Genomic DNA, 13,503 nt, shown 5'->3' on the forward strand with positions numbered 1-13,503 from the left:
TAAACATTTAAACGGATAATCTTTTTTATTAAAAGGAATTATTATTTCACTCACCAGCAATTGCTGCCCATTTGGTCTTTCATTTAAAAATTTTATCTTCTAATGCTCATTTAATTGCTATGTATTTTCTCAAAGAATTTATCAATTCATCTGAGGCATAGTCCCCCATACTTTTAGAAACCATTAAATCCTTATTTTTTTTGCTCAATAATATGGTTTTTAGCTCTGTCTCATTTTCAGCAACATTGATGTAATTTAAGGATTTGAATTTTTGGGCGGTATGAAGTTGATGCTCATTCCTATGTTCACCATACTTAACAAGTCTTGGCATAATTAATAAAGCTTTTTCACTTGTCATTGCTGATAGTATGGTGCCCATGCCGGCGTGACTTATAATAAAATCGGCTCGATCAAAAATTTCTTTATACTTCAACGGATTTATAAAATTGAAGGTTTCAAAATGAATGGGCTTATAAATCTTTAAAGGAGCCTGAACAATTATTTCTTGATCTTCCAGTTCTGGGAATATGTCATCCACAGCTTTAATAAGCCTATCAAAAGGTTCTTGAGTACCAATAGTTACGAATATCATGAAAGCACATTTCCGTGGAAAAAACATTTTTTGTTGGCGAGATCGGGCCATTGAGTATAGGTTCTATTTGCAAACTTGGAAGCAATTTTTCCGCTAAGTGAAAGCTCTTCTACATTCGCTATACTATCTATCCAAATGGTTTTTGCCCCATAAAACTTTCCAGCAATTATCGAAATGAGTCCTGGAAGAGCCCCAGTAGAGATAATAACATCGGGCCGGATAGAACTTACCAAAGAAAATATTTTATATATCGCACTCAGAAGTTTAAATTTTTCATTTCTGTTTATATCTGGAATCACATGAAACTTAGAGAACTCTACGGTTTCTGCAATACTTTTTTTAGTAGATGCATATATAACCTCGTTTCCATCAAAAGCTGGTACCAATCGTAAGAGCTCAATCCAATGTCCTCCTACTGAAGCAACTGCCAGAATTTTCATAGTATTTTTTAATATAAATTAATTTCAAGTGATTTATTCATATCCACCTCCTTTTCGAAATGATCTTTACTATATAAGGTTGATCCAATTTTAAAATTTTTGGCCAATGGCTCTCTTTATATTTTCTAATATAATAAGGATTTTTATAAGAATATAGCTAAAAACTACAAAAACGAAATATTTATTGAGAATCGATATAATATTCTAAAGATTTCCATGAAGAATCATCCGCTGCTAAAATAGATTCTTTAGTATTATGTTCGCTTATAATTTTGTAAATTTTAATAAAACCCGGCCATTGGCTTATTTTGTATTTAAAGCAAAGTAGCCAAAGTTTTCGCAATCTGTATTTATCGTTTAAGCTTTTATTCTTATACCGCCTGATCGCCTTGCGAAAAACATCATAATGAATTTGGAGTAAGTAGTGTTTGGAAATATCCGTAAGCCGGTGCTGATTATGAAGACGAGTTACTGTACCATAATGGTCTGCATGGATGCCTTTAAAATTTTCATTGATACGCATCCACATATCAGTGTCTTCCGCATTTTTATAGTTTTCATTAAATAAGCCGACCTTTTCGAAAACCTTCTTTTTAAAAATAAAGCCATTGGTATGTGCAAAATGAAAAGTTGAGATGGCAAGATTAAAAATATCCCTTGGTTCGATATTGATTTTCGTCCAGCGTTTAAATTTATTGTTCTGTTCAACTTGCAGCATTACCAAAGAATTACAGAGTGCAAAATCTAACCCTGGGTCAGTTTCTATGGCCAGAATCATTTTGTGCAAGTGTCCGGGAAGATAAAAATCATCGGAATCTAAAAAGCAGATATAGGGTTGTGTCGACCTTAAAATTCCGCGATTACGAGCACCCGAAGCTCCCTGAGATTTGCAATCTTCCGGTTTTCTAAGAATCTTAACCTTGTTTCCAAAAGAAGATGCCACGGAAAGGGTCTCATCCGTAGAGCCATCGTCAGAAACGATGATTTCAATTAGACCCGGATAGTCCTGCTCTATTACGCTTTGCAAAGCTTCTTTTACAAATTCTGCTCTATTATATGTAGGAATTATTATACTTACACCTTTCATTTATATAACTATATTTTGGTGTATACATTTGAAGCAGGAGTTTCTGATCTTTCAAAAACACTTTTAAATTTTTCTAATGTAGAGGCAAAGGAATAAGTTTCTAAAAAACGATTTCTATTGTACATGTTGAACTTTTGCTTCTTTGAAGAGGAGCATTCATTAATTATATTGATAAATTCGCTTTTGTTGTTGCATTCTGCACCCGTTTTATCCAAGTCTAAATCATAGCCCATAAAAGCTTCTTTAGTTCCAATTATATTTTTTCCATACATTAATGCCTCACAAATTTTCACTTTCATACCTCCTCCCTTAAAGATGGGAGCTAAAATAAAATCAGCTTCAATAATATTGAGTGAGAGATCTGGAACAAATCCTAAATATTCTATCTTAGAATTAATTAATTTTTTTTTCAACACATTAGAGGCCCCTCCCGCTATCTGCAGTTTTATATCTACATGATCTAGTACCTCTTCTACAAACCAGGTAATTCCATGAATATTCGCGAACCATTCACTCCCAACGAATAAAAAGACCGGTGGTAATTTTGATTGTTCATGAAGGTCTATATCTCCAGCAGGATAACTGTATTTAAAACTTATAGGAATGACATGGGTTTTAAATTGAGGTGACTTTTTATAAATTTGACCCAGATCCATTAAATCCCTTTCACTTAGAACAATAACCTGATCCGAAAATTTTACCGCATTTTTTTCATTGTAGTAGATTATGATGCTTCTCCAAAATTTTAAGGGGTTCGCTCTCACTTCTTGAAGATACATCTTATGTTCAACATTGTGAAAAAAACATATTATTTGACCTTTGTAATTATTCTTTTTTAGGTATTTACATAATATTCCATAAAATGAGGAATCCATAAAAATATAATTATATTTAGATGACTCTTCCAAAATAGTTGTAATCACTTTTTTTGTTAATCCGGCATTGTAACCTTTAGTATAGTTTCCAAACCTGGACAATATGGAATTTAGATTTTTTTCTAGCGGAGTATCTAATTGAATAACATCGACTTTATCATTTCCAAGAATTTCGCATAGCGAGAGATAATTTCTGTTGGTACATTGGGAACCACCCCCTGAAACAGTTTTAAAGTTATTTGAACAAATAAATAGTAATTTCATATTAATATTTTATGGTAATGCCGTACTTAACATTGGTCTATTAATTTTTAAACCCACAGTTAAAAGAATAAATATTCCGAAATGCTAAAATATGAGCCATTTTAGGTTTTAGTAAAACCTTAATTATAAATTAAATAAATATTGATAGAATATGATTGTAAAATTATATTCTATCAATATTTAAATTTCCTGCTCTTAGCTTTGTAAAAATAAGTATATAAATTTGATCTGAATTGGCTTCTAATTTCCCAAATAGTTGCTACAAATTTCTTGAGACAAAATCACCAAAGTAGAAATCTTTGGAATCCATTGTATTTGATTTCTATTGATGATGTCGAAAAATTTGAGCGCATACTAAGATTGCCAGTTATATTCTATTATTTTTATATCCATATTGTCTCTGCTGTTTTTTCTGTAGCGTTACTAACAATCAAGAACTATTTCACCAATAAAATTATAGTCTATATTGAATTCTTAAATAGTATCGAATAAATTATCTTTCAGCAATGGCCTTTTAAAAGTTGGAATACCAATAACCAAGTGCTTCATGAAGTTACTGTATTTTTATAATTATTCCTTTCTCTCATATTCAAAATCATTTGTTGAAATTCTCTCGCTACTAAGTCTGAATCATGGCGGGTTTCAGCTATAGTTTTAGCAGTTTTTGCTATTTTTTCCCTAAGGGATTTATCGAGAAATAGTTGTTTTAACTTTTCTGCTAATTCGTCTATGTTGTTATTTGTAATTACTGCTGCCCAATTGTATTTTTCAGCATATTGCACCAATGCCGTATCTTGTGGGGCAAAAATGATAATTGGTGTGCCACTAGCCATATATTCGGGCGCCTTTGTAGGCATTGAATATTTTATGAAACTCATGGATTCTAAACTAAAATCGTACGGAAGAATCAAAAGATCGGCTTCAGAAAAAACTCTTGGAAGTTCTTCATATTTCACAAATTGCCGATGTTCTATATTTTGATCATTTTTAATCCAATCCGGTGCATCTAGTGCCTGAACTACAAATTTTATATTTGTCTGCAGTTCTTTATTAACTTTTTTCACCGCTTCAGCAATACTTTTTAAAGATTTATCGATACCAAGACCTAATCTTCCTGCGTATAATACTGTTGGATTTTTGGGGAGTTCATAATTTCCTCTTTGTTCTTTCTCCCAAAATTCCAATTTTATAGGGTTATGAAAAGTGATGAATTTTTTTCCATATCGTTTTTTATATTCCTCGCACATATAATCGCTTATTCCCATAAGCAAGTCTGCCCGATCTAGCAAGAGTCTGAATTCTTTGTCAATTTTGCTTTTCCAAAAATTTTTTAATATCCCTTTTACTCCTATTAATGTAGGCCAATCATCCATCATATGGAAAACCATAGGTCGTTTTACATAATCACAGACCTCGATTCCGAATAAAACATCTTCCCTAGTATCAGCCTGAATATATAAAATATCAGGATTAAAATCATCCAACCATTTGCAAAATTCTGGAGACAACCCTGTTTTAGCCTGAAAATACGAAAATCCAATTTGTTCAAAAATTGGACGTACGTATTCCATTATCAGCTTTACACGTAGTTTTGATTTTTTAATAACAACCTTGTCCTTAGTAGATGTTTTGTCATTAATTTTTATGGCACCTGAATAATATTTTCGACTAAAAAGGTTAAATGGAAACATCCATTTACGCTCTTTAGAGCCCAACTGATAATAGTTATTACATAACTTGGGATCCATATCTTCGGTCAGCAAATATCCCGAACACGCAACGGCAAGTTGTTCTCTGTCCCAATTATCAAAAAGATTTGAAAGGGTAATACCACCACCCGTATTGTTGTTAAAGGGTTGTTTTAAAATAAGAACTTTAGGTGAGGTCATCTTTTATTGTTAATGAATTTGATTTCGGAAATCTGTAGATTTTTCTATAGGATCTTTATGTCCCTTAAAATATTCGACAAGAATTTGTTCTGGAATATTTCTTATGGTTTTGGAGTAGCAAATCCCAACAGCTAACCATAATAAAATATACTGCATGGTGAAGGTGTGAACAGTTGATGGGTACATTATTAATAATACCCATACTATCCACATAGCTGCCGCCTTACTAAGCAAATTATTTGAATTGAAAAGCCCTTTATAAATGGCAGGAATTGTAATCATTAAAAAGAGAAATAAAGAAATTATTCCGCCTTTTAAGATTATTTGAAGATAATCCGTCTCAATAGTTCTTCTATAACTGGTCACCGAATCAGGATCTATATCTGGACAAAAATATTCGCCCATCATCCCGCGACCTATTAGCCAGTCTTTAGCACTCATATCGAGATAAAAACAGGTTTCTACATTTGATCTTGTATCTTCCAAACCTCGATCCATAAGATTACCAAATAGGTCGTCTTGACTCGCATTATAAAACTCCATTCCGAACATTACTAAACCACCTAAGAATATCGACATTAAGATAATCAAGAATTTTCCACTAGTGCTGGAAAGATAAAGAAGATAAACCAATGCCAATGGAAGCACTTCCATTATTAATAAACCTCTCCTTGCCCTAATAACTGCAAAGATTACGGTTAATACTAATATACCTATTGCAAATACCTTTCTTTGAAAAGAATGGTACTTATAGGTAAGTATTAAAAATAGACACGGGGTTGCCAAAGTCTTAGAAAAGTATTCAACAATAGCCTGACTTTGCAGATTTTGACCCGCACGCATCAACTCTTTAATATAAACAATATCGTAAATAACATAAATAACTCCTAAAATAATAATTACATCAAAAAGCCGCTTATAGCAAATCAGTTTCTTGGGCAGCAATAGGAAAAGTGGGACTAAATACAAAAAAACACCAAACCATGCATCAAAAAGCGCAAACTTTATAGACTCAAAGTTAAACTCAACACCTCTTATCACTATTATTAACAGCCAAAATAAATACAGAATATATAATACCTTTAAATATCTATTTCTTATAGTATAACTCATTAAATGAATGCCCGTAGGGATAAAAATAAGAATCCCTATAATTTGAATAAATTGACTCAAATTATAATTGACAGTATCAGTAGTAGAAATTGTGTAACTCGCCGTATAAAGTATAAAGCCGAACCAAAAAAGATTAAGGATCTGGCGATCCTTGCGATCCCAAAATAAATAATCATCTAAAATATCCTGATTTTTCAAAAAATAATTCTTAGTTCAAAATTTGTTCAATTAAACTTAAATGTTTCCTCATAATTAAATCCCCATCAAATTCCTGCAAGGCATAACCCTTTAGGTTATTATCAATGCAATACTTTATCCCCTTAGCTAAATCAATCGAATCCTTATAATCTGCAAGATATCCATTGCCTTTATGCTCGATCAAATCAGGTATTCCTCCTATATTAAAAGCAACTACTGGTGTGCCACAATTTTGTGATTCTAAAATGGAATAAGGAAGGTTATCAGCAAGAGATGGTGCTAGAAATACATCGGCTGCATTATACATAAGATTAGTTGCATATTCATTAGTAAGAAATCCCATAAATTTAGTTTTAAACGGTATAGCTTCGGCGACTTCCTTGTTATATCCACTCCCAAATATCAGTACACTCACATTTTTAAAACAGCCATCTTCTTTCATTATTTCCAATGCCTTCTGCAGATATTTCCAACCTTTATAAGGACTATCAATAGAGATTGCACCAAAAGCAATAACATAATCATCCTTCTCAATATTGAGAATATTTTTAGCAATGTTTTTATCAAATGGTTTGAATGTTTTCTCGTCTAAATAATTAGGGATATAAAACACAGGTTTTTCTTTTGTAAGCGCAGACTGCTTAGCACATTCAAAGAGCCATTTACTCGGGGCAATGAAATGCACATTATCATATGTTGAAAATAATTTTTTCTTTTTTTTAAACTCACTTGTAGCCAAATCATTCTTCTTATCCCCTATAAAAAATTTGCAGTTATGACAGTGTTCTAAATATTTATCACAGCCAAAACTGTGGTGGCAACCTCCCGTAATAGTCCACATGTCATGCATAAAAAATATTATGGGCTTATTAAGCTTAACCAATTGCTCAATATTTTTGAGGCTTAAAAACCCATTTAGCACCCAATGTATATATATAACATCTGCTTCCAACACCACATTCATTTCCGAAATATTAGATCCAATAACTGGATAGGAAAAAATTCCAAATTCAGAGGTCATTTTTCTTTTTAAATAAGATTCAGTTCGGTTATTTAATTTAGAAATCCACCTAGAATTTCTTCCAAGACTAAAAAGATTTTTTTGTTCGTCTAGCTCGGTATGTAAAGAAAGAAGGCTGGAATTAATTCCAGCATCTAAAAAAGCTTTGTGAAGTCTATTACCCGGACTCGCCTCGGTTGTCATATATTGAAGATGGAGAACCTTTAAATTGTTCATACAGTAATTATTTAATCCAAAGCCCCTTTTTACTTTTAACAATGATCATATAGTATTGTAGGGGTGCGATAATGAAACCATTGAAATTAGCAATGATAGAGGCCAGAAATAAAGAATATACCCCCATTTTATAATATTTTATAAATATAAGGACCAAAGCTATAAATAGGAACGGACTAAAAATACTGGCCCAAAATTGTATACGTAAAGCACTAATTCCGTTCAAAAAATTAACATATTTAGCACCGAAAATAAATGTTGAAACATATATAAACCCCCAAAAGGAAAGAGCAAAACTAATATCCACAGTTCCAGTTCCCAACCAAAAATCGTAAATTTTATTTGAAAAAATCAGCATTACAACCCCTATAAAAATAAATGCAATGTTCAACAAATTGTATTTTCTCATGCTGTTTTTTATCCATTGTATATCATTTTTCAAATATGCCTCTGTAGAGGCTGACCAAAACGGGGAAAGAAAAATAATAAACCCCATAGTAAGAACATTAAAATATTTATAAACAATATTGAATGAAGTCACCTGAGAGGGACCAAAGTTTCTGGCTATTATAATGTTTGCCGTTTCAAATTGTATGATAGCTGCTACTTGAATCACAAAAAATACAACTCCTAAATTAAATAGACTTTTAGCATGTGAAAATCTAACTTTAGAAAGGGTGGGAGTATATGGCTTATACTTTGTTCTAAAAAAATATATGTTCGCTATAAATAAGGTAAGTAGTGGAGCAATGCATAAAGCAAGGCCTAAATTGATCAATGATCCTGAGGTAGTCATTACCAATAAACCAATAATTATCAGGGAGAAAATTTGCGATATCAAATCTATTAAAGATGCTTTTGCTGGTTCTTGATCCGCTGTTATAATGGTGGTAATTATCTTAAAAACAAACTGAAAGCAGAAATAGGTGAAAACAATTAAAACCAAGGTTGAAAGTTCCGATTTGTATACCACCGACAAATTGAGCATGTCACTCCAGTCCAAAAATGGATTCACCAACAAAAACACACCCCAGACACTTAGGAAAACGATGCCCAGTATTGCATAAGCCGTACTTACAAAGACCTGTGCGCTATCATCATCTCCATTTGCTTTTGCCTCGGCAAACTTATTTCTTAGCCCCTGTGTAAGCCCGATATCAAAAAAACTAAACCATGCTACGATTGAACTAATTGTCAACCAAATACCATAACGGTCTGCATTTACATAATTGATAGTAAGAGGCACAAGTAACAAACTAATTCCAATACTTCCTCCCTTTATTAAAATTGAAGTAGCTATATTTTTTTTGGCTTTTATGCTTCGTTCCTGTCCATTGTTAATGTGTTTACGAAAAAAAGCAAGTAAAGGCGTGAAATATCTGTTCATTATAAAGTTGAATTAAATTCTAAGAACAGTACCTTCACTTATTTTTGTTAGTATAAGCCCCGTAGCCATAAGTCTGGCTGTATCCATAGCCGTAACCACTATCTTCCTTTATAAAGCCTCTTTTTTTCAATCCGTTAAAAACGATGCCCGCATGCTTCAAGTTCTTATCTGAATGATTTTGATCCAGTCTTTGAACAACCTTTTTTGGCGTGAAATTGTGCCTAACAACAAGCAAAGTTATCTCACTAAATTCAGCCAATAGGCTGGCATCGGAAACAAGCCCTAATGGAGCAGAATCCATAATTATATAATCGTACCTATCTGAAAGTTTTTCAAAAAGTGATTCTAATTTCCCGTTTAAGAGCAGCTGGGTATGGTCCTGTCCCGGTGTGCCGGCAGGCAAAATATATAAATTTGAATCCATCTCAGATTGTACAATAAGTTCTTCAAGGTTAGCTTCTTCTTTCAAATAATCAACTATTCCTTTATGCTCCTTAAGTTTGAATGCTTTCGTGGTATTGGGTTTTCTAAAGTCCATATCCAGAAGAATAACTTTTTTACCGGATTGAGCCAAACTATACGCTAGGTTCTTGCTCACAAAACTTTTACCTTCTCCGGACAAGCTGGAGGTAACTAAAATCTTCTTTTTTCTGAAAGTCCTACTGTATAGCCCTAATTGCGCATCCAGTTGCCTGAATTGCTCAATAATAGACATATCTTCAGGGTTTTCATGGGATAGCTGTTTGCCTTCTTTCAAATATGACAATTCACCAATAACTGGCAAATGGGTAGATTCTTCAATTTCTGAGCGAAAAAGTATTTTTTGGTTTAGCATTTCTTTATAAACTACATAAGCTATCCAGAAGGCTATGCCAAGAAAAAGTGCAATTCCATACAATTTAATCCCTTTAGGACTTACTGGCTCTAAAGATGCTTGGGCGCTAGTAACCACCGTATCGTCCCCATTTGTTGGCATAAAGGACAATGCTATTTCTTCCCTTTTCTCCAATAATGAAGCAAATATGTCTTGTTTAACCGCTTTCCTTCGTGTTATTTCCAGAAGTTTACGCTCCTTTTCTGGAATGGTCTTTAAAGCAGAGTTGTATTTTCCCGAATTACCATATAGATTGGAAAGGCTTGCATTAAGATTACTTTTTTGGCTTTGCACATTATCCAAAATATTAGGACGAATTTTATTAATTTCATCGGCAAGGGAAGTCAACATAGGGTTATTTACCGCCGTTGTCTTTCGCAAGCGTTCATATTCTATTTCAGAATTATACAGCTTCTGGAGCAATTGAGTTAAGACAGGATCATCAATTCCTAAAGTAGAAGGAACAATGCTTCCCCCGCCATCTTTTGATTGAATATAATTTTCCACTTTATCCAATACCGAAAGCTTAAGCCTTATATCGGCAATCCGCTGATCATTCTGCCCCGCATCCTGTAAATACATTCTGCTTTGCTCGCTAAGATCCACAACCCCTTTTGAAGAACGATACTGTTCATTTTCGCTTTCAAGAGCATCAAGCTCATCTCCTAAATTGCCAATACGGGCTTCAATAAATTTCATGGTATTCGCAGCCAAAATATTTTTGTCTTCAATGGCCTTTTGGTTGTAAGCTTCTATTATACCGTTCAAAATATCTTCTCCCCTGTTGGGCACCGCATCTTCCAAAATTAGGTTGATTACGGTAGACAATTTTTCTGGTGGGGTAACTTCTAGTGATTTCAGCAATCCCTCGGTAACACTACGAGGGTTCATCAATACGAAGTACAAGGATTTTTTGGCTTGTTGGGCCTTGTTTTTATTAGGATAAAACATTACTCTCCCGAAAGGACTATTCACCCATTTGTTTAAGGGATAGGTTCTCCCATCAACCCTGACATTTTTTTTAGAGGAATCGAATGTGAAATAATGTTCGGCAGGAGCATCTTTTTCAATTACAATCTTATCTGGGTTTTTGAGCTTAACCTGAATAGGCGAAGAATTATAAGCCGAAACCGATTTTACGTTCAAGCCCAAAAAATCATCATCTTCATACATTGGGGCATAAAGATTCAAGCTATCTACCACTTTTTTCATGATATCGGGCGATTGGATGACCTTAATCTCATTCTCCACGATTTTTTTCGAATCGAAAGGGTTCATGGATTCAACCATTTTAGAATTATCCACCCCCTTGTTCTCATCTTTGATGATTAATGTAGCGGTAACTTCGTAGGTAGGGGTAGCATAATTTTTATATCCCCAAGCCAGAAATAAAACTACTACTAAAATTACAGCAAGCAACGGCCAAAATGGAAAAAACAAATCCATCATAGAGCCTAAAAGGTTCTCGTTTTTGGCCGATTTATTATTGTAGGACATAAAATCTAATTTTAGATAAATTATCTTGTAATTGCAATAATCCCAAAAGACAGCGCACTAATTATTACGGGAAGCCAAGTGATAAGCCTCGAGGTACTCGCTACTTTAGATTCGTTGGGTTGAATATAAATTACATCATTCGGCTTTAAATAATAATTTGGTGATGTAAATATGTCGTCGGAAGTTAAATCGATTCTGGTAAGATTTTTAATGCCGTTTTCTTCCCTGATCAAGAGCACATTATCCCTTTGGGCATAAATAGTAAGATCCCCCGCGAGGCTCAAGGCTTCCAATAAACTTACTTTTTCGGTAGAAACTGTCAATACCGTAGGGTTACCTACTTCTCCCATAACCGAAACTTTAAAATTTAAATACCTTATATTTACTATAGGTTCTACCAATAATTTTCTTTTTATCAGTTCATTAGTAATTTCTTCGCGTAAATCTTGTTTGGTTTTCCCTGCGGCTTTTATTTTTCCCAAAAAAGGAAAACGTATATTCCCATCTTCATCAATTAAATATTCCGGAGCCCGATTGTCATTGTTTTTAATAGAACCTGAAGTGTTGGCCGGATTAAAAATTTCAGTGGCATCTGCATTTAAACTGCTTACCGAAATACTCAATAAATCATTAGGGCCTAAGACAGGTTCCAAATTATCGAGGTTCGATTTGAACTGGGAGTCAGGAACATTATTGAAGTAGGTCGCTTTTTTCAAATTTGAACAGGAGGTAAGGAACAAAACAGCAACCAATAGATGAATGCATTTATGAAATTTGGTCATAGCTTAAAGTGGTATATATTATTCTAGATTCTGGTTAAAATATTTTTTTATTTTCATTATCCGTATATCTTGAAGACAACAATTATAAAATTTTTTGATTTCATTCATTAAATTTATGGTATTTCCATGGAAACTGGAATATTTTGCTCTTATCAGAAGAATTTATCAATTATAGGATCATTACTAATTTAATAAAAAAAATAATTTTAAAGTGCTTGTATATAGAATGTCAAAACTTGTTTTATCGTTGGAAAATTATTTTAAGACATTAACAAACAATAACAATTTTTTTAAAAATAATTAATGCAATTGCACAACTTCTGCGGAACATTGATGAATTATTTAATTCAATTGAGGAAGTCAATATTTTTTATTGAGCATGGTACACGTTTATATAATTAATTTCCATAATTGCAGGAAACATAGAATCATCTATACTTTGTTCTCCTGCATATCTTCCTCCTACAACCATATCTATTACAAGATAAAATGGCTGGTCAAATGGCCAATTAAATTCAGTGGCATCAGATGGACGGGTTAGCGTATAAATTATATTTTCTGTATCGTCAATATAAAATTCTATACGGTCCTTGGTCCACAAAATTCCGTAGACATGAAATTCTTCTTCGGCGGTATCAAGAGTAGTATTTGCTGTTATTACATTATCGTTATTATTTGCAGCTGTATGTACGTAAACATAAGTTTTATTAGGCGAAGAACTGAAATATTCCATGATATCAATTTCACCACTATTCGGATAGCCTACAACATTTATATTATCACCAATTAATCCTATTTTAGAACCTATTCCAGGCTTTTCACCTTCAGGAAGTTTTGCGCTAATTTCTATGCGACCATATTGAAATGCGAGTTTGCCGGTAATCCTTGAAGAGGCATAATCCCCTTTATTTTGACCCTCGCCAATTTTCGTAGCAGAAATTTTTAAAGTACCACCACTTACTTCCAAGTTTTTTCTAGTATAAACCTGCAACTGATCTGACACTAGATTGTTTTCAAGAACCCAGTTCTCATCAAAAGAGTTATTATCGTCAAATTGATGACTCCAGACTAGTGTAGCGTCATTCCAGTTGTAATTTTCAAGAATGTTCTGGCTCGGAATTTCCATCTTGATTTTTGTCCTTCCAAGAATATCACCATCGGTTGCGGAATCATCTGATGAGTCGCAACTCATTAAAATAAAACTTAGGGTTAGTGCTAATAGGATTCTATTAAGTATTTGTTTCTTTTTCATGGTAAATTTATTCATT

Annotated in this window: 11 protein-coding genes; all 11 read right to left on the reverse strand. The window is 33.3% G+C overall.

Annotation, left to right across the window (positions count from 1 at the left end; all coding sequences use genetic code 11):
* Positions 1–106: 106 nt before the first annotated feature.
* The 11 genes from H033_RS0117265 to H033_RS20605 all read right to left on the reverse strand — a co-directional run bounded on the left by H033_RS0117265 (position 107) and on the right by H033_RS20605 (position 13,502).
* Positions 107–592, reverse strand: coding sequence for a glycosyltransferase (locus tag H033_RS0117265; RefSeq protein ID WP_026839413.1), 486 nt, complete (start codon positions 590–592; stop codon positions 107–109).
* On the reverse strand, positions 589–1,032 hold the full coding sequence (locus H033_RS0117270; protein ID WP_026839414.1) for an oligosaccharide biosynthesis protein Alg14: 444 nt from the start codon (positions 1,030–1,032) through the stop codon (positions 589–591). The genes H033_RS0117265 and H033_RS0117270 overlap by 4 nt, the downstream gene beginning before the upstream one ends.
* Before the next feature lie 181 nt (positions 1,033–1,213).
* On the reverse strand, positions 1,214–2,119 hold the full coding sequence (locus tag H033_RS0117275) for a glycosyltransferase family 2 protein (RefSeq protein ID WP_026839415.1): 906 nt from the start codon (positions 2,117–2,119) through the stop codon (positions 1,214–1,216).
* Positions 2,120–2,127: 8 nt separating this feature from the next.
* Positions 2,128–3,258, reverse strand: a complete 1,131-nt coding sequence (locus H033_RS0117280) for a glycosyltransferase (RefSeq protein WP_026839416.1) — start codon at positions 3,256–3,258, stop codon at positions 2,128–2,130.
* A gap of 545 nt (positions 3,259–3,803) precedes the next feature.
* Positions 3,804–5,147, reverse strand: coding sequence for a glycosyltransferase (locus tag H033_RS20590; protein WP_051228056.1), 1,344 nt, complete (start codon positions 5,145–5,147; stop codon positions 3,804–3,806).
* A gap of 9 nt (positions 5,148–5,156) precedes the next feature.
* A complete protein-coding gene (locus tag H033_RS0117290) occupies positions 5,157–6,458 on the reverse strand; it encodes a hypothetical protein (RefSeq protein ID WP_051228059.1) in 1,302 nt (433 codons plus the stop codon).
* 10 nt (positions 6,459–6,468) lie between these two features.
* Positions 6,469–7,737: a glycosyltransferase gene (locus tag H033_RS0117295; RefSeq protein ID WP_196809468.1), complete on the reverse strand. Its 1,269-nt coding sequence runs from the start codon at positions 7,735–7,737 to the stop codon at positions 6,469–6,471.
* The gene (locus tag H033_RS0117300) at positions 7,703–9,082 is read right to left on the reverse strand and encodes a lipopolysaccharide biosynthesis protein (protein WP_026839419.1); all 1,380 of its coding nucleotides are present in this window, start codon (positions 9,080–9,082) and stop codon (positions 7,703–7,705) included. The genes H033_RS0117295 and H033_RS0117300 overlap by 35 nt, the downstream gene beginning before the upstream one ends.
* 34 nt (positions 9,083–9,116) lie before the next feature.
* Positions 9,117–11,453, reverse strand: a complete 2,337-nt coding sequence (locus tag H033_RS20595) for a GumC family protein (protein ID WP_051228062.1) — start codon at positions 11,451–11,453, stop codon at positions 9,117–9,119.
* Between the two features lie 20 nt (positions 11,454–11,473).
* Complete coding sequence (locus H033_RS20600) at positions 11,474–12,235, reverse strand: polysaccharide biosynthesis/export family protein (protein ID WP_034886442.1); 762 nt, start codon at positions 12,233–12,235, stop codon at positions 11,474–11,476.
* 370 nt (positions 12,236–12,605) lie between these two features.
* Positions 12,606–13,502, reverse strand: a complete 897-nt coding sequence (locus H033_RS20605; RefSeq protein WP_026839420.1) for a family 16 glycosylhydrolase — start codon at positions 13,500–13,502, stop codon at positions 12,606–12,608.
* Between the last annotated feature and the right edge of the window lies 1 nt (position 13,503).

Source organism: Gillisia sp. JM1 (assembly GCF_000424645.1).
Lineage (GTDB): Bacteria > Bacteroidota > Bacteroidia > Flavobacteriales > Flavobacteriaceae > Gillisia.

Coding starts and splice junctions, on each gene's coding strand:
- H033_RS0117265 (WP_026839413.1), bottom strand. CDS start 592: ATGATATTCGTAACTATTGGTACTCAAGAACCTTTTGATAGGCTTATT.
- H033_RS0117270 (WP_026839414.1), bottom strand. CDS start 1,032: ATGAAAATTCTGGCAGTTGCTTCAGTAGGAGGACATTGGATTGAGCTC.
- H033_RS0117275 (WP_026839415.1), bottom strand. CDS start 2,119: ATGAAAGGTGTAAGTATAATAATTCCTACATATAATAGAGCAGAATTT.
- H033_RS0117280 (WP_026839416.1), bottom strand. CDS start 3,258: ATGAAATTACTATTTATTTGTTCAAATAACTTTAAAACTGTTTCAGGG.
- H033_RS20590 (WP_051228056.1), bottom strand. CDS start 5,147: ATGACCTCACCTAAAGTTCTTATTTTAAAACAACCCTTTAACAACAAT.
- H033_RS0117300 (WP_026839419.1), bottom strand. CDS start 9,082: ATGAACAGATATTTCACGCCTTTACTTGCTTTTTTTCGTAAACACATT.
- H033_RS20595 (WP_051228062.1), bottom strand. CDS start 11,453: ATGTCCTACAATAATAAATCGGCCAAAAACGAGAACCTTTTAGGCTCT.
- H033_RS20600 (WP_034886442.1), bottom strand. CDS start 12,235: ATGACCAAATTTCATAAATGCATTCATCTATTGGTTGCTGTTTTGTTC.
- H033_RS20605 (WP_026839420.1), bottom strand. CDS start 13,502: ATGAATAAATTTACCATGAAAAAGAAACAAATACTTAATAGAATCCTA.